This is a genomic window from Halomonas sp. KG2 (assembly GCA_030440445.1).
Classification (GTDB): Bacteria; Pseudomonadota; Gammaproteobacteria; order Pseudomonadales; family Halomonadaceae; genus Vreelandella.
Genome location: CP098528.1, coordinates 556,127 through 576,671, shown reverse-complemented (window position 1 = coordinate 576,671; position 20,545 = coordinate 556,127). Strand labels below are relative to the sequence as shown.

Genomic DNA, 20,545 nt, shown 5'->3' with positions numbered 1-20,545 from the left:
CTTACTTTAGAACCCACATCGAGAATTCATGAACGTTCCTATCAAGACGCCTTCTGAAATCGAGAAAATGCGTGAAGCCGGGCGCCAAGCCGCCAGCGTCATTGAAATGATCACCCCCCACATCAAGGCGGGGATCTCTACGGGTGAAATTGATCGCCTGTGCCACGATTTTATTGTTAATAATTTGGGCTCTACACCTGCCCCGCTGAACTACCACGGTTTTCCGAAAGCGACCTGTACATCAATCAATCACGTGGTCTGTCATGGCATTCCTGATGATGCCAAAAAATTGAAGAACGGCGATATCATGAATTTGGATATCACCGTCAAAACGACTGACGGCTACCACGGTGATTCCAGCGTGATGTTCGTCATCGGCGATACGATCCAGGGCGAGCGCTTATGCCGTATCACTCAAGAGTGCCTGTACAAAAGCATTGAGCTAGTAAAGCCAGGCGTACACCTTTCGGAACTTGCCCGCGTTATTCAGCAACATGCTGAAGCACACGGCTACTCCGTAGTGCGCGACTTCTGCGGCCACGGCATCGGCGCCGATTTCCACGAAGATCCGCAGTTTCTTCACTATGATGGCTATGCACCCGATGCCGACATCCCGCTGGAAGCCGGCATGTGTTTTACAATCGAACCAATGATTAACGTAGGCGGCTATAAAACCAAGGTGCTACGCGATGGTTGGACAGCGGTCACTAAGGATCGAAGCTTATCTGCCCAGTGGGAGCACACGCTACTGGTCACAGAAACCGGTGTTGACGTGCTGACAGCACGCAGCGACGAAGACTTCAGTTTTCTAAATCGCTGATGCTTCTTCATCACTACCGGTTCGAGCCGGACACCACGCTGTACGATCTCGCCATGTTTCGCACCGAACTCGCCGGATCACGCTCTCCTATTGCGCCGTTTAAAGCGGCGCTTCGGGAGCTACAAGCCAAGCTGGATGAGCAGTTTCGTTCCGGGGCTGATATACGCGACCTAGTCCGCGGGCGAGCGTGGTATCTGGATCAGCTGCTAGCCATCGCCTGGGCGCAGCATGACTGGCCTGACGATGGCGTTGCCCTGGTGGCCGTGGGTGGTTACGGCCGGGGCGAGCTACACCCGCACTCAGACATCGACCTCCTGCTGCTGCTGGAGCATGATGATGACACCCCTTATCGCGAGTCGTTAAGCGCTTTCATTACCTTCTTATGGGATATCGGTCTTGAGATCGGCCATAGCGTGCGCTCGCTTAATGACTGTGAGCGGGAAGCTGAAGCCGATGTCACCGTGATGACCAACCTCTTGGAATCGCGACTCATTTCTGGGCCCGAACATCTTCGCCAAAAGATGCGTGAACGCCTTAGCGCCGAGCATATTTGGCCTGCTGACCGTTTTTTCGAAGCAAAGTGGCAAGAACAAATTGCCCGCCACTATCGCTACAACAACTCGGAATACCACCTAGAGCCAAACCTGAAAAGCTCTCCAGGCGGCCTACGTGATATTCAAATGATTGGCTGGGTAGCGAAACGCCATTTCGACACTGAGCACTATGCTGACATCGTCGCGAATGGCTTTATGAACGATGCCGAACTGCGCATTCTAAGCCAGGGCCAAGCCTTTTTATGGCAGGTGCGTTATGCCCTGCACATGCTAACAGGCCGCGCCGAAGATCGATTGCTGTTTGATCACCAACGTACCATTGCCGAAATGTTTGGCTTTAGGGATACCCCTGAGCGCTTAGCAGTTGAACAGTTCATGAAGCGTTACTATCGGCATGTGACCGCCCTGGCCGGGCTTAACGACATGCTATTACAGCACTTTGATGAGGTCATCCTACGCGGCAAAGAAGCCTTGGAAACCGTTAAGCTGAACGAGCGTTTCGAAACCAAAGGCGGCTACATCCAAGCGCGCTCACGCAATCTGTTTCGTGAGCGACCGGCGGCCATGCTGGAACTGTTTCTGCTGATGGCAAAGCACCCGGAAATAGAAGGGGTACGCGCCGACACCATTCGCCTGATCCGCGACCATCGCCATCAAATTGATGACCACTACCGCGAAGACCCTCGCCATCAGCGGCTATTCATGTCCATTTTGCGGGCCCCCGGCAATGTTCCACGCCAATTAAGGCGCATGAACCGTTACGGCATCTTGGGCAAGTATCTGCCAGAATTTGGTCGCGCGGTCGGGTTGATGCAACACGACCTATTCCACATTTACACGGTAGACGCCCACACCCTGCGCTTACTGAAGTTTTTACACGGTTTTCGCAAACCGGATGCCAAAGACGACTTCCCCGTCGCAGCCACGCTGATTCATCAACTGCCTAAAATGGATCTGCTGTGGATTGCAGGACTGTTTCACGATGTTGGCAAGGGCCGCGGCGGCGATCATTCTGAGATTGGTGCACGCGATGTTGAGCAATTCTGCCACCGTCACCACGTCTCCCAACACGATACCAACTTACTGCGCTGGCTGGTGGAGCATCACCTGTTGATGTCTATGACCGCCCAGAAGCGCGACATTAGCGATCCCGACGTGATTCGCGACTTCGCTCTAACGGTGCGCGACGAGACCCGCTTAGACTATCTCTATGTGCTCACCGTTGCCGACATCAATGCGACCAACCCCACTCTGTGGAACGGTTGGCGTGCGTCGCTGTTGCGCCAGCTTCATGCTGAAACCAAGCGAGCACTGAGACGAGGGCTAAAAAACCCGCCTGACCGAGATGATTGGGTGCGCGAAACCCGTACTGAAGCCCGTTCGTTACTGCAAACAGTCGGCGTAGACAGCGCTCAGATTGATCAACTGTGGGAGTCCCTCGGCGAAGACTATTTCCTTCAGTACGCCCCCAGCGAAATTGTCTGGCAGACCCAAGGCATTCTTGCCCACCAGCCGTCTGTTTTGCCACTGGTCTTAATTAGCGCACCCACCGCCGATATGGCCGAAGGCGGCACCAAGGTCTTTATCCACACCCGCTCGGTAGACGACCTATTTGCCGCGACCGCCGCCGCCATGGAGCAGCTTGGTCTATCTATCCATGATGCCCGCATCGCCACCTCGCACAATGACTGGACGCTAAATACGTTTATTGTGCTAGATCATTACGGCCAACCTATCCGTGACCCTGAGCATATTGAGGAGATGCGTCGGCACCTCGTCGAAGAGCTGGACGATCCGGATGACTATCCAGAGATCGTCACGCGCCACACACCGCGCCAGCTTAAGCACTTCAAAGTACCCACCGAGGTGGTCATTGAGCAGGACCCAGCCAACGAACGTACGCTGCTAGAGCTAACTGCCCCAGACCGCCCTGGCCTGCTGGCTCGTGTCGGGCGTATTTTCATGGAACAGGACATTGCCTTATCGGCTGCGAAAATTGCCACGCTGGGGGAACGGGTTGAAGACGTTTTCTTTATCACCACGAAAGCGGGTGAGCCTCTCACCGATCCAGAACGGCAACAGCAGCTTCGCGAACGGCTTATCGAAGTATTAGGCGTGTAAGCGTTTAAATGAGCGACGCCTTGGTGGTTAAGTTTGAGGTGGCACCAGGGGTTGCCTATAATCGGCGGTTTAGTTGGCCGTTTTTACAGACATCCAGCACCGCCTTTAGGCTATCAACGGACATGCCATGAATCCTGATCTAAACCTTCTGCACCCCTATCCGTTTGAAAAGCTAGCCGCCCTAAAGGCAGCGCTTGTGCCACCGGCGGGGCTTGACCATATTCCCCTCACCATTGGGGAGCCTCAACACGCCCCTTACGCAGGGGCACTAGAGGCGCTGATTGCCCATCAATTAGAGATGGCTCGCTACCCGGCAACCAACGGCCTACCCGCCCTACGCGAAACAATTGCCCGCTGGGCAACCCAACGTTTTTCGCTTGCCGGGCTAGATGCCGAACAGCAAGTACTCCCCGTTAACGGCACCCGCGAAGCAATTTTTGCCTTTGTGCAAGCCGCCTTGGATCGCCAGCGTCCCGCTAAGGTGACTGTTCCCAATCCCTTCTATCAAATTTATGAAGGGGCCACACTACTGGCAGGCGGCGAGCCGCTCTATTTGGATTGCACGGCTGACAACGGTTTTCGCCCTGATTTTTCGGCCGTGAGCGCGGCGACCTGGCGCGATGTACAAATGGTATTCATTTGCTCACCAGGCAACCCCACAGGGGCTGTCACGCCACTTGCTGAATTCAAGGAGCTCATCGCCCTGGCCGATGAACACGACTTCATCATCGCCTCCGATGAGTGCTACTCAGAGCTATACCTAGATGAAAGCACGCCCCCTCCCGGCCTGCTGCAAGCCTGTGCAGAGCTTGGACGCGACGATTATCAACGCTGCGTAGTGTTTCATTCGCTATCTAAGCGCTCTAACCTGCCCGGGCTACGCTCCGGCTTTATAGCGGGTGACGCGAATCTTCTCGCGCCGTTTAAGCGCTACCGCACCTATCACGGCTGTGCAATGTCGCTGCCGCTTCAGCACGCCTCTATCGCCGCTTGGCAGGATGAAACCCACGTACGTGCCAACCGGGACGCTTATCGCGAAAAATTTAGCGCTGTCACCAACGTTCTGGCACCCGTAATGGACTTCCCTACGCCAGAAGCTAGCTTTTACCTGTGGCCAGCAGTGCCCGACAGCGATGACATCGCCTTTACTCAGCGGCTATTTAGTGAGCAACACGTCAGCGTGTTACCTGGCAGCCTCATGGGCCGCCCAGGGAAAAATGGCCATAACCCCGGTTCGGGTCGACTACGTTTAGCATTAGTGGCGGAGCTTGCCCCCACCCTCGAAGCAGCTGAGCGACTTCGTCAACTGCTTGAGCGCGGCTAGACACCGTAGACTTGTTTAAGGAGGTTATATGCTGACACTCTATATCATCAACACATGCGACACCTGCCGCAAAGCACGCAACGTACTTGAAGAGAAAGGCATCCCTTTCAAGACCCATGACCTGCGTAAAGATGGTCTTTCAGCCGGCTTACTTGAGCACATTCTTGAGCGCGTACCGCTATTAGAAGCGCTTAATAAGCGCAGCAAAACATGGCGTGACTTACCCCAGGAAGAAAAAGACAGCCTGGATGCTACGTCTGCCCGCAGGCTAGTGCTTGAACAGCCCACGCTGCTCAAAAGACCACTGCTAGAAGTTGATGACGACACTATTTTAGTGGGCTACCGCGACGGCGATTACGACTCTCTCAGCGGCTAACACGCCACTGAATCCTAACAACTGATTGTTATTCAAAACTTTAAAGGAAGACGCGTTATGCTGAGCTTCGCGCTTGGAATCGGCACCCAAAACACCCAGGGCGACTGGTTAGAAATCTACTACCCAGCACCACTGTTTAATCCTGCAGACAGCTTGGTAGCCGCAGCCAAAGAGGCGTTAGACGCCCCCGCTGGCAATACGGCAATCAGTTTCCTGCCCGAAGATTGCACGCGCTTGGCCAAAGCATTGGAAGCGGCTGGTCACCCTGAGCAGGCAGCACTCGCCGAATCACTCGCCGCCAGCCATCGCCCTCTGGTCGCGATGTTTTTAGAAAGCGATCAGGCACCGCAAACCGTTCCTGAAGTTTACTTAAAGCTGCACTTACTTTCTCACCGCTTAGTGAAGCCTCACGGCTTGGATCTGACGGGAATGTTTGGCCTGCTGCGCAACATCGCCTGGACCAACGAAGGCGCGATTGATATCGAAGAGCTGCCCGCCCGCCGCCTAAAAGCGCGTTTAGCGGGTCGCGCGCTGTCAGTCGACTGCGTCGATAAATTCCCCAAAATGACCGATTACGTGGTACCCACCGGCATCCGCATTGGCGACACTGCTCGCGTGCGCTTGGGCGCTTACCTGGGTGAAGGCACCACGGTAATGCATGAAGGCTTCGTCAACTTCAACGCAGGTACTGAAGGCCCCGGCATGATCGAAGGGCGCATTTCTGCTGGCGTCATGGTCGGCAAAGGCTCCGACCTGGGCGGCGGCTGCTCCACCATGGGAACGCTGTCTGGCGGCGGCAATATCATTATCAAGGTAGGCGAAGGCTGCCTGATTGGCGCTAATGCAGGCATCGGTATTCCGCTAGGTGATCGCTGCACCGTAGAAGCGGGCTTGTATATTACCGCAGGTTCGAAAGTTACTCTGCTCGACGATCAGAAACAAGAAGTTAACACCGTGGCAGCGCGCGAGTTAGCAGGCCAAGATGACTTATTGCTGCGTCGCAATTCACAAAATGGCCGTATTGAGTGCCTAACGAATAAAAGCGCCATTGCGCTGAACGAGGCACTGCATGCCCATAACTGAGCCTGAAACGCTGTCGCCCACGTTGCAGCTCGCGTTTGAGCTACTTAGCCGGGCGTCGGTAACGCCGGATGACGAAGGCTGCCAGGAACTCATGATCGAGCGCTTAACGGCGCTCGGTTTTCATATCGAGCAACTACCGTTTGGCGATGTCAAAAACTTCTGGGCAATAAGAGGCCATCATGGCCCCGTATTGGCCTTTGCTGGCCACACCGACGTCGTGCCCAGCGGCCCCCACACGAACTGGGAATTCCCACCGTTTGAGCCGTGTATTGATGAGCACGGCATGCTCTGTGGGCGAGGCGCCGCAGACATGAAGGGCAGCCTAGCGGCGATGCTCACTGCTGTTGAGCGCTTTGTGGCTACCCATCCAGAGCACGATGGCCGGATAGCGTTTTTAATCACATCCGATGAGGAAGGCCCTGCCATTGATGGTACCAGCGCAGTGGTTGAGCATTTACGCGAACGCAACGAGCGCTTGGACTACTGCATTGTCGGTGAACCCTCATCGACCTCACGGCTGGGCGATATGATTAAAAACGGGCGCCGCGGGTCATTGGGCGGCGTTCTACATCTCAAAGGGATTCAGGGTCATGTGGCCTACCCACACCTTGCGCGCAACCCTATTCACCAAGCGATGCCGGCACTGGATGCGTTGGTTAACGAGCACTGGGATGCGGGCAATGACTTCTTCCCTGCCACCAGCTTCCAGATATCTAATTTTCGCGCGGGCACCGGGGCCACTAACGTCATTCCAGGTGAAGTAGAGGTCGTGTTTAACTTCCGCTACTCCACGGAAGTTACCCATGAGATGCTAAGAAGCCGCACCGAGTCGATTTTGGATAAGCACGGCCTTGAGTACCATATTGATTGGACGCTCAACGGCGAACCATTCCTGACCGCAGAAGGCGAATTAGTCGATGCTGCCATTCGCGGTGTAGAAGCCGTTACCGGCGAGCGCCCTGCGCTTTCGACCAGCGGCGGCACCTCGGATGGTCGCTTCATCGCGACACTTGGCGCCCAAGTGGTCGAGCTTGGCCCGCTTAACGACACTATTCATAAAGTGAATGAGCGCGTGCGCGCCAGTGACTTGGATGAACTAAGCCGCATTTATGAGGCAACGCTTCAAGCCTTGTTAACGGACGACGAGGTAAGCGTATGATGGAGCGGTTTCCGGATATCGAGGTATACCTTGCCAGCGTAGCGATAGACAAGCTCAATGCGTGGCTAAGCGAAGCTCTCGATGCGCCGCCTCTTAGCCCAGCCGGCAAGGGCAAATGGAAGACTCGCGGCCACCATCAAGGTGACGTTGTGCCCGTACTATTGGTGGACAAAGCGGCCGATGGTTTTGCCAGCTTGTGGTTTGATAGCCACCACACCCCGTGGCACACCGACCAAGAGTGCGCTCAGCACGCCGCCGAAGCTTTACAGACCGAGGTGCGCTGCTCGCTAGGTGGCTGGCACCCCGGCGATGACCCTGACCGCTTCTGGCAGGTATTGCCAGGGGGCCAGGAAAAAGCCATTGAATGGCCTGATTCAGGCCGTTAAACGCACAAGACCCCGCTAAGCGGGGTCTTGTTTTTCAGCAGTTGACGATGCCAGCGCGATTCAATCAAAGCGATTTACTAACGACTACTCAATAATACTAACGTCGTCTGCCTGAAGGCCACGGTCATTCTTAATCACGTGATAGCGAACAATCTGTCCTTCAGCAAGCATACGCGGGCCACGACCACGAATAGCACGAAAGTGAACAAACACATCCTCGCCATTATCTCGGGTAATAAAGCCGTAACCTTTATTGGTGTTAAACCACTTTACTTCGCCCTCTTCGCGACCATCATTGGGATCGATGATATCTTCCTCTTCATCATCTTCCACTTCAGGTACCGCTTGAGGCTGACGCGGCGCAGATTTAGTTCGAGAAACATCAGCTTTCACTACCATAGGCGGCGCCAGAGCAGCAGCGGCTAAAGTACCTATAAATAACGCAATAAAACATCCCAGAGCAGCGGCAATATACACACCACTTACCCCGCTGATGGCAAGCTCAGCCAGCCACTGCTCAGCAAGCGGTGCATTCGTTAAATGAACAATCCCCGCCAGAAGAAGTGGCGTGGGGGCGGCAAGTAAAACACTGATGAAGAAACAGCGAAAAACAACTTTTGGATTCATAGATGATAAAAGCTCTCTTGTTGTATGGGTAACAGACGAAGGACAATACTCGGCCAACTAGGCCCATTCCTAACAGTACCGAGCATACTACACAAGGTCACGATGTTATCATGACAAACGAATTATCGCCTGCAGAGCTAACCCAACTTCTTGAATCTTTAGAGAGTCGACTGGCTTACCAAGAGCATTGGCTAGACACCCTTGACCAAGCGGTTGCTCAGCAAGAGCGTCGGCTAGAAAAGCTGGAGCAACTGAGCACGCTGATGCGTGACCGCTTGCGCGAGCAGTATCAGGCGCTCCAGGCGGGTGACTCACAGGGAGATACCCGACCAGATGACGAAGTGCCCCCTCACTATTAGCACCACCACTAGCAGCACTACCCGGGCATCAGTAGTATCACCTACTACTAATTGACGTACCGATTATCACGCCACCGCACTCGCTGGGTCGATGCTCTTGAGTCCAAAAGCATCGGCAACAGCCTGATAAGTCACTTGACCATTATGGACGTTGAGCCCGGGCAGGAAGTGTGGGTCGTCTTTAAGCGCCTGTTGCCAGCCCTTATCAGCCAGCGCCAGTACAAACGGCAAGGTGGCATTGGTAAGACCCAAAGTAGATGTCCGCGCCACCGCGCCAGGCATATTGGCCACACAGTAATGAACGATGCCATCCACAATATAGGTCGGCTCGGCATGCGTCGTAGGCTTGCTGGTTTCAAAACAGCCGCCCTGATCGATGGCTACGTCTACCAATACACTGCCCGGCTTCATATCGGCCAGCATGGCACGGGTAATCAACTTGGGAGCAGCGGCTCCGGGGATAAGTACGGCGCCAATGATCATATCGGACTCTTTAACTGCCTGATCAAGGGCGTCTGCCGTTGAGTAGACAGTTTTGATGCGCCCCTGGTAACGGTCGTCAAGCACCTCTAAACGAGCGATCGACTTGTCCAGAATGGTCACCTCGGCTCCCAACCCTAACGCCATACGGGCGGCGTTTTCGCCGACCACACCACCGCCAATCACGGTAACTTTACCCGGCGCAACGCCTGGCACACCGGGCAATAGTACGCCGGAGCCACCCTGGGCTTTCTCCAAGCTATGCGCGCCCGCTTGAACGGCCATGCGCCCAGCGACCGTGCTCATCGGCGCGAGCAGCGGTAGCCCACCTTTTGCATCGATGATGGTTTCATAGGCAATGCAGGTAGCACCGCTGGCCATCAGCCCTTGCGTTAATTTTTCCTCAGCAGCCAAGTGCAAATAGGTGAACAGCGTTTGGTTAGCAGTTAGACGCGCCACTTCTTCGGCTTGAGGTTCTTTTACTTTGAGAATCAGTTCGGCGCTTTGCCACAACGCATCTACATTAGCTTCCACCTGGGCGCCTGCGGCTTCGTAGTCGCTGTCGCTAAATCCGGCTCCCTCTCCTGCAGCTGCCTGCACGCTTACCGAGTGGCCACGCCCTACTAGCTCCCGTGCACCTGTCGGAGTGAGTGCCACCCGATACTCGTGGTTTTTGATCTCTTTTGGGACGGCGATTTTCATTAGCGTTTTCCTTCTCTATTGATTGTTAGTGCTAAATCTCAACGGCTAAGTCTCAACTGCTAGATCGTCAGAGCCTCATCTTTACTATCTATCTTTACCATCTAACCGTTAGAGCCAGGCCATCAATAAGCGCTATTAAGCAAATTACAGCACAGCTGGCACTAACCACCACCCCAAGCAAGAAAAACAAAAAAAACGCCGGCTAAGGCGTTTTTTGGGAGAAGAATCTAGCGTTTAACGAAAATCAGCAAAAAAATCGACGGCATTTCAGCATTAGCTACTCCGCCACCACCGCACCCCCGTAAATGCGCTGGTACTCATCAGGCAGCCGCGTGGGCCGCCCACTGCTAAGCGCCACACAGGCAAACCTGGTGCGGGCATTTAGCAGTGTTTTGCCATTCTCCGCACGCTTAAGCTGAAACCGGCGGGTCAAACTAAAACGGCCATCGCAGACAACAATCCATGTCGCCAGTTGCAACTTATCATCGACAAAGGCGGGAGCCAGATAGTCCAGCTCATGACGATGAACGACCATGGCACGGTCAAGGGACTGATAGCGCTCAAGGGATAGCCCCAAGGCTTCGGAGTGGGCCCAACTGATCTGCTCAACCCAGCGCAAATACTCGCTGTTATTGACATGCTGGTAAGCGTCAATGGCCTCCGGCGTCACCTGAAGGTCGATCACAAAAGGATCTGGTAGTGCCCACTCCATAATGCAACTCCTTGTGGTTACTCCTTGATGCTATTTTTTTGTCTTGCCAATGTTCTTCAAGCAGCATCCTTGGCTTAGTCGCGGAATACCCGCACGCCCAGTGCCTTCAGGTACGAGGTTTCCGGGATAGCCGGATGAACAGGGTGATCGGGACCCTGATGCCCCTGAAAAATCACCTGGCCATGACGGTCTTGGTGGCGAACAGCACCACGAACCACATCCACCAAACGTTCAGGCGCGAGGTGCATAGAACACGAGGCCGACAACAGCAAGCCATCGCGGCCCAATAGCCGCATCGCTTCACGGTTTAGTCGTGCGTAAGCGCGCTCACCATTAGGGATATCCTTGCGCTTTTTGATAAACGCAGGCGGATCAAGAATGATCACATCGAACTGCTCGCCGTCAGCTTTCAATGCCGCTAACGCTTCAAAGGCATCGCCTTCGGCTACCGCAACTTGCTCCTGCACACCATTTAGCTCAGCATTGCGTGCCACCTGATCCAGCGCTGGGGCAGAAGCATCAACACACAACACTTCCGAGGCACCGCTCGCAGCCGCCTGAACACCCCAACCGCCCACGTAACTGAATACATCCAGCACGCGCTTGCCCGCCACTTGGCTGTTCAGCCATGCGCGGTTGACGCGATGGTCGTAGAACCACCCTGTCTTTTGGCCATTCAGCACAGGCACCGCAAAGGTAACCCCATTCTCTTCCAGCAGAACCTCATCAGGAAGCGTGCCCTTTACCACTTCGACGTGGGCTTCAAGACCTTCCTGGCGGCGGCCGCCGGTATCATTGCGGAACACAATGGCGTTAGGTTTAACGACTTTTTCCAGTGCATCAACGATATCTTCCGCCAACGCTTGCATGCCCGCAGTATTCAACTGCACCACCAGCACATCGCCGAAGCGGTCGATCACCAAGCCTGGCAACAGATCACCTTCACCGTGAATCAAACGGTAAAAAGGCTTATCGAACAGACGCTCACGCAGCGCCAGCGCTTGGTTGAAGCGGTGTACGAATAACGAGCGATCTAGGCGCATCTCTGGATCACGCGACATCACCCGACCACAAATCAGCGAGTGCGGATTAATGTAAGCGACGCCAAGGGTCTTGCCATTGGAAGCCTCAACTAACGCAGGCTCTCCAGCCGCAAAGTTTTTTAGTGGCGTCTCTTTGATATCTACCTCATTAGAGTAGATCCACAGATGGCCCGCTTTCAGGCGGCGATCGGCATTTTTATTCAGGCGCAGGCGTTGAGTCACAACAATCTCCAAAAGAGCAATCTTACAAAGCACATAGACTCTGAAAGCATAGGCAAAACAGTTAATATCAAAGAGCGGCCGCTAACGCTGGCAACCAGGACAAAACACGCTGGCCCGCTGGCCTAGAGTGATACGACGCAGCTCAACGCCACAGCGCAGGCAAGGCTGCCCATGGCGCCCATATACATTCAGTTGCTGGGCAAAGTAACCTGGCTCGCCCTGCCCACTGACAAAATCCCGCAGCGTGGTGCCACCTTGGGTAATCGCTGCTGCCAGCACCTCTTTAACCGCCGCGGCTAGCTGCTGGTAACGGGCCAGGGAAATTTTCCCAGCAGCACGCCGGGGATCAATGCCCGCCATAAATAGCGCTTCGGCAGCGTAAATATTACCCGCACCGACCACCACGCGGTTATCCATTAAAAAAGGCTTTACCGCAACGCGTTTATTACGCGATGCGTTATAGAGCCAGCGACCGTTAAACGCGTCATCCAACGGCTCAGGACCAAGGTGCGCAAGGCGCGTATCCAAACTGCCATCGCCCTGCTGCCAGTCAACAAAACCAAAGCGGCGCGGGTCATGGTAGCGCAGCACATGCCCCTTGGCCGTCACCACGTCAACATGATCATGCTTTTTAGGCAAATCGCCGACGTTTGCAATCCTGAGGCTGCCCGACATGCCCAGATGCCACAACAGCGTGGCCTCACCTTCGAGAGTCGCCACGGGAATTTGTAGGTACTTAGCGCGGCGCTTTAATACGCCAACCCGAGCGCCTACTAGCCGCTCGGCTAGATCCTCGGGCACCGGCACGCGTAACCGGGTCTGACGCACCAGCACCTCGGTGATCTCCTGCCCTTCTAAATAGGGGGCAATGCCGCGTCGCGTCGTTTCAACTTCAGGCAATTCGGGCATGATGAAAGTCTATGATGACAGCACCGTGACAACCATTCTGTCGCCTAAGCGGTGCCGAAGCTTAGGGACAGATACCGCCCACCTACAAAGTAAGCGGCTAAATACCGGGCATGCAAAAACCCGGCTTAGGGCCGGGTTTTTCAACAGGCACTCGCCTGCGGTGAAAGCCGATCATTGTAATCGCGATTACTTGATCTTAGCTTCCTTGTAGATAACGTGCTTACGGACGACCGGGTCGTATTTCTTGAATTCGAACTTATCCGGTGTATTCCGCTTGTTCTTATCAGTGGTGTAGAAGTGGCCTGTACCGGCACTAGACACCAGCTTGATCTTATCGCGCATGGTTTAACTCTCCCAAAATGCTAGCTTAGATGGCGTCGCCGCGTTTGCGGATATCAGCCAGAACCGTTTCGATACCTTTCTTGTCGATGATACGCATTCCTTTAGAGGAAACGCGCAGCTTGACGAAGCGGTTTTCAGATTCAACCCAAAAACGATGGGTGTGCAGGTTCGGCAAGAAACGACGACGTGTCTTACGCTGGGAGTGAGAAACGTTATTACCAGTTACCGGACGCTTGCCGGTAACCTGACATACTTTGGACATGAGAGCCTCCAACCGCTTGGCGAGTTGTTCAAAACTGTCGGGCAAACCGGAGCAGGGAGGGAGTCGACGCAGTTAACTGCCTAGCTGTACCCAAATCCGTTATTCAACCCAAGTTTAAAGGTGGCACTTTATACCAGAGCACCCGGCTACCAGCAAGCAAAAACGCCCCAAAATGCCAAAAAAGGCATCTTTTGGACAATTTACTTAGGTAAACGACGAGATTTTGTCGTCGCACCGTTTTCATTAATTGCTATAGCCAACCGCGCTCGGCAAACGAAACCACGTTACCGTCCCCCACCACGAAATGATCAAGCACTCGCACATCGAAGAGTGCAAGGGCATCTTTTAGACGTTCAGTAATACGTCGATCAGCATCGCTTGGTTCAGCAACACCCGATGGGTGGTTGTGAGCCAGGATGACAGCACCAGCGTGTAATTCAAGCGCACGCTTGGCTACTTCGCGGGGGTAAACGGATGCGCTGTCTAGGGTACCGCGAAACAGGGATTCATAGCGAATAATTCGATGCTGTGTATCTAAAAAAAGCACGGCAAACTCTTCATGACCCAGATGACGCAGCTGGGAGCTTAAGTAATGACGCACAAGCGCCGGCGATGTTAGCGCATTGCCACGGGCAAGCTGGCTCGCCAAATGACGCCTGGAAAGCTCCAGGGTCGCCTGAAGCTGGGCAAATTTCGCACTACCAAGCCCTCGAGCCGCACAAAACTGATCCTGATCTGCCTCCAAGAGCTGCCTCAAACCACCAAAACTGGCCAACAGGTCCCGCGCCAAATCCACCGCAGAGCGCCCCTGAACGCCCACCCGCAGAAAAATAGCAAGTAGCTCAGCGTCAGAAAGCGCCTGCACACCCATGTTCAATAACTTCTCGCGTGGCCGCTCACCTTCCGGCCAGTGATTAATTCCCATCGCCGCCTCCTTGCCCACCCCTGATAGCGCCGTCCGCGTTTGCTACTGCGCCCACCCAAACTGGCTTTTCCAACCGCTGCTTGAGCATGCCAAAATAACCCGTCAAATGGTATGGTACTCACCTTTAACAAACGCTACATGGGACTACCCATCATGGCCTTATTATCGCCATCCCCGTTAACGTCGCTTGCTGGCAAGCGCCTGCTGCTTGGTATTAGCGCCGGCATTGCAGCTTATAAAAGCGCGCTGATTGTTCGGTTACTCAAGCAAGCTGGCTGTGAGGTTCGCGTGGTAATGACCGAGGGTGCTCAAGCGTTTATCACGCCGTTAACGCTTCAGGCGCTTTCAGGGGAGCCGGTACGCACTTCGCTGCTTGATCCTGAAGCAGAGGCTGGCATGGGGCATATTGAGTTAGCCCGCTGGGCAGATGCCGTATTGATTGCCCCAGCAACGGCTGATTTGATCGCCCGATTGGTACATGGCATGGCTGACGACTTGCTAACCACTCTGTGCCTAGCCTGTGAAGCACCCAAGCTGATTGCACCGGCCATGAATCAGGCCATGTGGCGACACCCTGCAACCCAACGCAATGTCTCTCAGCTAGCCAACGATGGCTGGCAGCTGATAGGGCCAGCAGCAGGCGACCAAGCGTGTGGCGACGTCGGCCCTGGGCGAATGAGCGAACCCGAGGTTATTGTTGATTGCTTAGCACAGCACTTTGCTTCTGCTGCAACATTACCCGCGCCAGCCTCTGCGCCGCACGTAGTGATTACTGCGGGTCCCACCCGCGAGGCGCTAGACCCCGTGCGCTATCTATCCAATCACAGCTCAGGAAAAATGGGTTACGCACTCGCCGCTGAAGCGGCGGCTCAGGGAGCACGAGTAACCCTGATAAGCGGCCCAGTTAATCTACCCACTCCTCTCGGCGTTGAGCGGATTGATGTGGAAAGCGCTGCACAAATGCATCACGAAGCGTTAACACTCGCACCCCATGCTGACCTATTTATTGGCTGTGCTGCGGTCGCTGACTACCGCGCTGCCAGCGCTGCCGAGCACAAAATCAAAAAAACCGACGACAGCGATACGCTAACGCTTACGCTGGTCAAGAATCCTGACATTATTGCCGATGTTTCCGCGCTGCCTACTGACCAACGCCCTTTTGTGGTGGGCTTCGCCGCCGAGACTCAGGATGTCGCACGCTATGCGGAAGACAAATTGACCCGCAAAGGGTTAGATATGATTGTGGCCAACGACGTTTCCCAGCAGGGGCTCGGTTTTGGCAGCGATAACAATGCCGCTCTGCTGCTTTGGCGCTCTGCGACGGGAACCAAACAACGGGAAGCCCCACCCCAGCCTAAAACCCAGCTAGCCGCGCTAATTATTCGTCACGCACTATCACTATTGCCTTCTCAACGACCATCTCAACCACCTTCTCAATTACCCTCTCAATCCTCCGGAGAATTATCATGAGCGGTTCTCGCCCACGCTTGCAGTGCAAAGTATTGGATGAACGCCTGCACGACTACCTCCCCTCATATGCAACAACAGGCTCAGCGGGGATGGATTTGCGAGCACTGCTAGATGAACCACTGGTGCTTGCACCTGGTGACTGCCAGTTAGTGCGAACAGGCCTTGCCATTTACATAGAAGATCCTGGTTTGGCAGGCATGATCTTGCCTCGCTCGGGGCTAGGTCATAAGCACGGTATCGTGCTGGGCAATCTCGTCGGTCTCATCGACTCTGATTACCAGGGCGAACTGATGGTATCCGTGTGGAACCGTGGCCAAAGCAGCTTTACGTTATCGCCCTTTGAGCGTCTCGCTCAGTATGTCGTTGTTCCTGTCGTGCAAGCGGAATTGACACTTGTCGATGCCTTTGAAGACTCCACTCGCGGCAGCGGTGGTTTTGGCAGCACAGGCAGCCAATAAGCCAAGCGCTGTTTTAGCGCATACCTAGGAGCGACAATGAACGTACCTGCGTCGATATTTCGTGCTTACGACATTCGCGGCATTGTGGACGATACGCTGAGCGAGGCCACTACTGAACTCATTGGCCAAGCCATTGGTTCCGAAGCCGCCGCTCGGGGCGAGCAAACGGTCATTGTTGCCCGTGATGGACGACTTTCCGGGCCACATCTACAAGCAGCGCTGATTCGTGGCCTAACAGCCTCAGGACGAGACGTTATCGATATCGGCATGGTGCCTACACCCGTGCTTTATTTCGCCACCCACACACTGCCTGAAAGCTGTTCTGGGGTAATGCTAACCGGCAGTCACAACCCACCTGACTACAACGGCTTCAAAATCGTCTTAGCGGGTGAAACGCTCTCCGGTGATGCTATCACCGCCCTCTATGAGCGCATCCAAGCAAACGACCTCACCAGCGGCCAAGGCAGCGTTCGCCAGCACGACCTACGCACGGCGTATCTGGAAAGAATTATTAGCGACATCCAGATTGAACGCCCACTGAGCGCGGTTGTGGATTGTGGCAACGGGGTTGCCGGAGAGCTTGGCCCGCAGCTTATCGAGCGTCTGGGGGTAAAAACCACCCCATTATTTGCCGACATTGATGGGCACTTCCCGAACCATCACCCCGACCCAGGTAAACCTGAAAACCTGCGCGACTTGATCCACAGCGTTAAGGAAACAGGTGCCGATATTGGCTTGGCCTTTGACGGCGACGGCGACCGTTTAGGCGTTGTCACACCAAGTGGCCGGATGATTTATCCTGACCATCTACTGATGGTATTTGCAGCTGATATGCTGTCGCGCACCCCCGATGCCAAGGTGATCTTCGACATCAAGTGCACCGGTAACCTGGCAAGAGTTATTAGCGACGCTGGCGGCGAACCGGAAATGTGGCGGACCGGGCATTCACTGATCAAAGCACGCATGCGGGAAACAGGTGCTGAGCTGGGCGGTGAGATGAGCGGGCATATTTTCTTCAAGGAGCGCTGGTACGGATTTGACGACGGCCTCTACGCCGCGGCCCGCTTGCTTGAGATTCTAGCGCGATACACCGGCAGTGCTGATGAATTGTTTGATCAATTTCCACAAGATATCAGCACGCCAGAAATTAATATCACGGTCGCCGATGAAGAAAAATTCGTGCTCATCAAGAAGCTTGCTAGAGAGGGCGACTTCGGCGAAGGTATCAAAACCACAATTGATGGCATTCGCGTGGACTATGCCGATGGCTGGGGGCTTTGCCGAGCCTCCAACACCACACCTGCGTTAGTACTGCGCTTTGAGGGTAGCGATGCCGCAGCACTTAGCCGAATAAAAGCGCGGTTTGCCAAGGCCCTGGCAGAGATCTCGCCAGCACTGACGATCCCTGAACCTCAATAATGTAAGCAAATACGACAGGGTGAACAGAAGAAAAATGATCGCGCCAGGAGAACGCGCGACACAATAAGAATGTTAAACAACACGCCGCATGAAAAAGCCAATGCTCGTGCTGTAATAACGGTCGTGATAAAAAAGTAGCGACGGAAAAAATCAAAAGGGACAACGTCATGAGTTCAACTAGCCGCGACCCCCAGGTCGTTGTAGAGGTATTGTCAGAAGCCCTCCCCTATATCCAGCAATTTTCGGGCAAAACGGTTGTCGTTAAATATGGCGGCAACGCTATGACTGAAGATACCTTGATCGACTCATTCGCGCGCAACATCGTGCTGATGAAAGAGGTCGGTATTAACCCAGTCGTCGTCCATGGGGGCGGGCCACAAATCGGCAGCCTACTGGAAAAACTGAATATCGAATCGCGCTTTGTGAACGGCATGCGAGTGACCGACTCCCAAACCATGGATGTCGTGGAGATGGTGCTAGGGGGCCTAGTCAATAAAAGCATTGTTAATCTGATCAATCAAAGCGGCGGCAAAGCCATTGGCTTAACCGGCAAAGATGGTGCGCAAATTCGTGCTCGCCAACTGAAAGTAGAGCACCAAAGTCCTGAGATGACCGCACCGGAAATTATCGATATTGGCCACGTAGGTGAAGTGGAGTCTATCTCCACCGACCTTATTGAGATGCTTGCCGCCAGAGACTTCATTCCGGTGATTGCACCTATCGGCGTTGACGGTGAGGGACACAGCTATAACATCAACGCCGACTTGGTGGCAGGCAAACTGGCCGAGGCACTCAACGCTGAAAAACTGATGCTATTGACCAACGTCGCGGGCCTGATGAACAGCGAAGGAGAGGTGCTAACGGGACTAACCACTGCTCAAGTTGACGCCTTAATCGCCGACGGCACGATTTACGGTGGTATGCTACCCAAAATACGCTGTGCACTAGACGCGGTAAAAGGCGGCGTTAATAGCGCTCACATTATCGACGGCCGCGTTCCCCATGCGGTCTTGCTGGAAATCTTTACCAATGCTGGGGTAGGCACCCTGATTACTGACGCAGGTTAACCGCGACGGAGTGCTAACGTCATGAGTGACGAACAAAAACCTCGCCGCCGCGAGCAAATCCTGCAAGCGTTAGCCGTTATGTTGGAAGAGGATAGCGGCAAGCGCATCACAACCGCTGCGCTTGCCCGCCAGGTTGGTGTCTCAGAAGCAGCGCTGTACCGGCATTTCCCCAGCAAAGCGCGCATGTTTGAGGGGCTGATCGACTTCATTGAAGAAAGCATCTTTGCGCGCATTACCCGCATCCTAGAAGATATCCCCGATGCGGCGTCTCGATGCGGCACTATCTTGGCCTTGCTTCTCGGCTTTGCCGAAAAGAACCCTGGGCTTGCCAGGGTACTGGGAGGCGATGTACTGACTGGCGAAACGGCTCGGCTGCGCCAGCGCGTTCACCAACTGTTTGAACGTATGGAAACCCAGTTAAAACAGATACTGCGGGAAGCTGAGCTGCGCGAGGGGCTACGCACTAGCATATCCGCTTCAGCAGCCGCCAACCTGCTGATCGCTCAGGCTGAAGGGCGTATTTCTCAGTATGTGCGCAGTGATTTCAAGCGTTTACCAACCGAGCACTGGGAAGACCAATGGGCGCTGCTGTCCAGCCAGCTGTTACGAGCAGCCGTACAATCGGCTTAGAAAACGTTGACACAGCATCCACGCCCAATAAAAACGCCCCAAAGGCAGAGCCTTCGGGGCGTTTATCTTATGCTTAACCGATATGTGTACGTGATTAAGCAGCGATAGCTTCGCCCATTTTTTGGCGCAGCTTTTTCATCGCGTTCTTTTCGAGCTGGCGAATGCGCTCAGCGCTGACGCCATAAACATCGGCCAGATCGTGCAGTGTCGCTTTGTTATCAGTGAGCCAGCGACGCTGCAAGATGTCCCGCGAACGCTCATCAAGGCCTTTCAAGGCTAGCTGTAAGCGACGCGTTGAATCTTCCTCAAAGTTGCTGTCTTCCAGCAGCGTTGCCGGATCAGCGGAAGCGTCATCTAAAAAATACGCCGGCGCTTGATAGGTGCTCTCTTCGTCGTCGCTAGGCGACGCATCGAAGCCCGCATCATAAGCCGACAGACGTCCTTCCATATCGCGCACTACTTCTGGCTTTACGTTGAGGTCTTCCGCAATCGCGTTAACTTCATCGTTATTTAGCCAAGCTAAGCGTTTTTTAGCGCTACGCAGGTTAAAAAACAGCTTGCGCTGAGCTTTCGTAGTGGCAATTTTGACAATACGCCAATTGCGCAGCACAAACTCGTGAATTTCCGCTTTGATCCAATGCACAGCAAATGATACCAAGCGAACGCCTTGATTAGGGTCGAAACGCTTTACGGCTTTCATTAGACCGACGTTACCTTCTTGAATCAGGTCAGCCTGCGGCAGACCATAACCCGAGTAACTACGAGCAATATGCACAACAAAACGCAGGTGCGATAGCACCAAACGGCGTGCTGCTTCCAAGTCACCTTCATCGTGGAGGCGGAATGCAAGCTCACGCTCTTCATCAACGCTTAGTACGGGGATGCCGTTAACCGCTTGAATATAGCCGCCCAGATCGTGACCTGGAGAAAGCTGACCCACCGGTAGAAGACTAGTGCTCATGTGCAGGTGGTCTCCCTTAAAACCTATCGTGGTTGGTGTTCCGTTAACTCTAAGACCTTAGCCTAAGCATAAGGTTCAAATGACCGATGCATTCACTGCATAAGACACAAAACGGGGTGGAAATTCCCGCTACT

22 protein-coding genes are annotated in these 20,545 nt (G+C 54.3%); 13 read left to right on the top strand and 9 right to left on the bottom strand.

Annotated features, from left to right (window positions below; all coding sequences use genetic code 11):
* Nucleotides 1-28 precede the first annotated feature (28 nt).
* From map to NDQ72_02800, 7 genes are all read left to right on the top strand, one after another.
* Nucleotides 29-820, top strand: a complete 792-nt coding sequence (gene map, locus NDQ72_02830) for a type I methionyl aminopeptidase (protein ID WKD28893.1) — start codon at nucleotides 29-31, stop codon at nucleotides 818-820.
* Nucleotides 820-3,495 carry a [protein-PII] uridylyltransferase gene (locus NDQ72_02825; GenBank protein WKD28892.1) on the top strand — a complete coding sequence of 892 codons (2,676 nt, stop codon included), beginning with the start codon at nucleotides 820-822 and terminating at the stop codon, nucleotides 3,493-3,495. Before map ends, NDQ72_02825 begins: the two co-directional genes overlap by 1 nt.
* A gap of 127 nt (nucleotides 3,496-3,622) precedes the next feature.
* Entirely contained in the window at nucleotides 3,623-4,819 is a 1,197-nt protein-coding gene (gene dapC, locus NDQ72_02820; protein ID WKD28891.1) for a succinyldiaminopimelate transaminase, read from the top strand.
* A 28-nt stretch (nucleotides 4,820-4,847) separates the two neighbouring features.
* Entirely contained in the window at nucleotides 4,848-5,195 is a 348-nt protein-coding gene (locus NDQ72_02815; protein ID WKD28890.1) for a Spx/MgsR family RNA polymerase-binding regulatory protein, read from the top strand.
* Nucleotides 5,196-5,252: 57 nt separating this feature from the next.
* A complete protein-coding gene (dapD, locus tag NDQ72_02810) occupies nucleotides 5,253-6,278 on the top strand; it encodes a 2,3,4,5-tetrahydropyridine-2,6-dicarboxylate N-succinyltransferase (protein WKD28889.1) in 1,026 nt (341 codons plus the stop codon).
* Nucleotides 6,265-7,437, top strand: coding sequence for a succinyl-diaminopimelate desuccinylase (gene dapE, locus NDQ72_02805; protein ID WKD28888.1), 1,173 nt, complete (start codon nucleotides 6,265-6,267; stop codon nucleotides 7,435-7,437). Before dapD ends, dapE begins: the two co-directional genes overlap by 14 nt.
* Nucleotides 7,434-7,823, top strand: a complete 390-nt coding sequence (locus NDQ72_02800) for a hypothetical protein (GenBank protein WKD28887.1) — start codon at nucleotides 7,434-7,436, stop codon at nucleotides 7,821-7,823. The genes dapE and NDQ72_02800 overlap by 4 nt, the downstream gene beginning before the upstream one ends.
* 84 nt (nucleotides 7,824-7,907) lie before the next feature.
* Here NDQ72_02800 and NDQ72_02795 read toward each other — a convergent pair whose 3' ends face one another.
* Complete coding sequence (locus tag NDQ72_02795) at nucleotides 7,908-8,129, bottom strand: cold-shock protein (protein ID WKD30338.1); 222 nt, start codon at nucleotides 8,127-8,129, stop codon at nucleotides 7,908-7,910.
* A 431-nt stretch (nucleotides 8,130-8,560) separates the two neighbouring features.
* On the opposite strand from NDQ72_02795, the gene NDQ72_02790 reads away from it, so the two are divergent.
* Nucleotides 8,561-8,809, top strand: a complete 249-nt coding sequence (locus NDQ72_02790) for a SlyX family protein (GenBank protein WKD28886.1) — start codon at nucleotides 8,561-8,563, stop codon at nucleotides 8,807-8,809.
* A 66-nt stretch (nucleotides 8,810-8,875) separates the two neighbouring features.
* Here the strand turns inward: NDQ72_02790 and ald are convergent, their stop codons facing one another.
* The 7 genes from ald to radC all read right to left on the bottom strand — a co-directional run bounded on the left by ald (nucleotide 8,876) and on the right by radC (nucleotide 14,406).
* Nucleotides 8,876-9,991, bottom strand: a complete 1,116-nt coding sequence (gene ald / locus NDQ72_02785) for an alanine dehydrogenase (protein ID WKD28885.1) — start codon at nucleotides 9,989-9,991, stop codon at nucleotides 8,876-8,878.
* Between the two features lie 277 nt (nucleotides 9,992-10,268).
* Complete coding sequence (locus NDQ72_02780; GenBank protein ID WKD28884.1) at nucleotides 10,269-10,703, bottom strand: acyl-CoA thioesterase; 435 nt, start codon at nucleotides 10,701-10,703, stop codon at nucleotides 10,269-10,271.
* A gap of 74 nt (nucleotides 10,704-10,777) precedes the next feature.
* Nucleotides 10,778-11,968: a class I SAM-dependent rRNA methyltransferase gene (locus tag NDQ72_02775; GenBank protein ID WKD28883.1), complete on the bottom strand. Its 1,191-nt coding sequence runs from the start codon at nucleotides 11,966-11,968 to the stop codon at nucleotides 10,778-10,780.
* A gap of 81 nt (nucleotides 11,969-12,049) precedes the next feature.
* Entirely contained in the window at nucleotides 12,050-12,877 is an 828-nt protein-coding gene (gene mutM / locus NDQ72_02770) for a bifunctional DNA-formamidopyrimidine glycosylase/DNA-(apurinic or apyrimidinic site) lyase (GenBank protein ID WKD28882.1), read from the bottom strand.
* Between the two features lie 186 nt (nucleotides 12,878-13,063).
* Entirely contained in the window at nucleotides 13,064-13,219 is a 156-nt protein-coding gene (gene rpmG, locus NDQ72_02765; GenBank protein WKD28881.1) for a 50S ribosomal protein L33, read from the bottom strand.
* A 25-nt stretch (nucleotides 13,220-13,244) separates the two neighbouring features.
* Nucleotides 13,245-13,481, bottom strand: a complete 237-nt coding sequence (gene rpmB, locus NDQ72_02760) for a 50S ribosomal protein L28 (protein WKD28880.1) — start codon at nucleotides 13,479-13,481, stop codon at nucleotides 13,245-13,247.
* Nucleotides 13,482-13,731: 250 nt separating this feature from the next.
* Nucleotides 13,732-14,406: a DNA repair protein RadC gene (radC, locus tag NDQ72_02755; GenBank protein WKD28879.1), complete on the bottom strand. Its 675-nt coding sequence runs from the start codon at nucleotides 14,404-14,406 to the stop codon at nucleotides 13,732-13,734.
* 153 nt (nucleotides 14,407-14,559) lie between these two features.
* On the opposite strand from radC, the gene coaBC reads away from it, so the two are divergent.
* The 5 genes from coaBC to slmA all read left to right on the top strand — a co-directional run bounded on the left by coaBC (nucleotide 14,560) and on the right by slmA (nucleotide 19,450).
* Nucleotides 14,560-15,876 carry a bifunctional phosphopantothenoylcysteine decarboxylase/phosphopantothenate--cysteine ligase CoaBC gene (gene coaBC, locus NDQ72_02750; GenBank protein ID WKD28878.1) on the top strand — a complete coding sequence of 439 codons (1,317 nt, stop codon included), beginning with the start codon at nucleotides 14,560-14,562 and terminating at the stop codon, nucleotides 15,874-15,876.
* Nucleotides 15,873-16,334, top strand: coding sequence for a dUTP diphosphatase (gene dut / locus NDQ72_02745; GenBank protein ID WKD28877.1), 462 nt, complete (start codon nucleotides 15,873-15,875; stop codon nucleotides 16,332-16,334). Before coaBC ends, dut begins: the two co-directional genes overlap by 4 nt.
* A gap of 36 nt (nucleotides 16,335-16,370) precedes the next feature.
* Complete coding sequence (locus tag NDQ72_02740) at nucleotides 16,371-17,753, top strand: phosphomannomutase/phosphoglucomutase (GenBank protein WKD28876.1); 1,383 nt, start codon at nucleotides 16,371-16,373, stop codon at nucleotides 17,751-17,753.
* Nucleotides 17,754-17,920: 167 nt separating this feature from the next.
* A complete protein-coding gene (gene argB / locus NDQ72_02735) occupies nucleotides 17,921-18,820 on the top strand; it encodes an acetylglutamate kinase (protein WKD28875.1) in 900 nt (299 codons plus the stop codon).
* A gap of 21 nt (nucleotides 18,821-18,841) precedes the next feature.
* The gene (gene slmA, locus NDQ72_02730) at nucleotides 18,842-19,450 is read left to right on the top strand and encodes a nucleoid occlusion factor SlmA (GenBank protein WKD28874.1); all 609 of its coding nucleotides are present in this window, start codon (nucleotides 18,842-18,844) and stop codon (nucleotides 19,448-19,450) included.
* 94 nt (nucleotides 19,451-19,544) lie between these two features.
* Here slmA and rpoH read toward each other — a convergent pair whose 3' ends face one another.
* Complete coding sequence (gene rpoH, locus NDQ72_02725; protein WKD28873.1) at nucleotides 19,545-20,411, bottom strand: RNA polymerase sigma factor RpoH; 867 nt, start codon at nucleotides 20,409-20,411, stop codon at nucleotides 19,545-19,547.
* Nucleotides 20,412-20,545: the final 134 nt, after the last annotated feature.

Bases quoted from the DNA above. Each gene is read 5' to 3' on its own strand.
- map (WKD28893.1), top strand. From the start codon at position 29: ATGAACGTTCCTATCAAGACGCCTTCTGAAATCGAGAAAATGCGTGAA.
- NDQ72_02825 (WKD28892.1), top strand. From the start codon at position 820: ATGCTTCTTCATCACTACCGGTTCGAGCCGGACACCACGCTGTACGAT.
- dapC (WKD28891.1), top strand. From the start codon at position 3,623: ATGAATCCTGATCTAAACCTTCTGCACCCCTATCCGTTTGAAAAGCTA.
- NDQ72_02815 (WKD28890.1), top strand. From the start codon at position 4,848: ATGCTGACACTCTATATCATCAACACATGCGACACCTGCCGCAAAGCA.
- dapD (WKD28889.1), top strand. From the start codon at position 5,253: ATGCTGAGCTTCGCGCTTGGAATCGGCACCCAAAACACCCAGGGCGAC.
- dapE (WKD28888.1), top strand. From the start codon at position 6,265: ATGCCCATAACTGAGCCTGAAACGCTGTCGCCCACGTTGCAGCTCGCG.
- NDQ72_02800 (WKD28887.1), top strand. From the start codon at position 7,434: ATGATGGAGCGGTTTCCGGATATCGAGGTATACCTTGCCAGCGTAGCG.
- NDQ72_02790 (WKD28886.1), top strand. From the start codon at position 8,561: ATGACAAACGAATTATCGCCTGCAGAGCTAACCCAACTTCTTGAATCT.
- ald (WKD28885.1), bottom strand. From the start codon at position 9,991: ATGAAAATCGCCGTCCCAAAAGAGATCAAAAACCACGAGTATCGGGTG.
- NDQ72_02780 (WKD28884.1), bottom strand. From the start codon at position 10,703: ATGGAGTGGGCACTACCAGATCCTTTTGTGATCGACCTTCAGGTGACG.
- mutM (WKD28882.1), bottom strand. From the start codon at position 12,877: ATGCCCGAATTGCCTGAAGTTGAAACGACGCGACGCGGCATTGCCCCC.
- rpmG (WKD28881.1), bottom strand. From the start codon at position 13,219: ATGCGCGATAAGATCAAGCTGGTGTCTAGTGCCGGTACAGGCCACTTC.
- rpmB (WKD28880.1), bottom strand. From the start codon at position 13,481: ATGTCCAAAGTATGTCAGGTTACCGGCAAGCGTCCGGTAACTGGTAAT.
- radC (WKD28879.1), bottom strand. From the start codon at position 14,406: ATGGGAATTAATCACTGGCCGGAAGGTGAGCGGCCACGCGAGAAGTTA.
- coaBC (WKD28878.1), top strand. From the start codon at position 14,560: ATGGCCTTATTATCGCCATCCCCGTTAACGTCGCTTGCTGGCAAGCGC.
- dut (WKD28877.1), top strand. From the start codon at position 15,873: ATGAGCGGTTCTCGCCCACGCTTGCAGTGCAAAGTATTGGATGAACGC.
- NDQ72_02740 (WKD28876.1), top strand. From the start codon at position 16,371: ATGAACGTACCTGCGTCGATATTTCGTGCTTACGACATTCGCGGCATT.
- argB (WKD28875.1), top strand. From the start codon at position 17,921: ATGAGTTCAACTAGCCGCGACCCCCAGGTCGTTGTAGAGGTATTGTCA.
- slmA (WKD28874.1), top strand. From the start codon at position 18,842: ATGAGTGACGAACAAAAACCTCGCCGCCGCGAGCAAATCCTGCAAGCG.
- rpoH (WKD28873.1), bottom strand. From the start codon at position 20,411: ATGAGCACTAGTCTTCTACCGGTGGGTCAGCTTTCTCCAGGTCACGAT.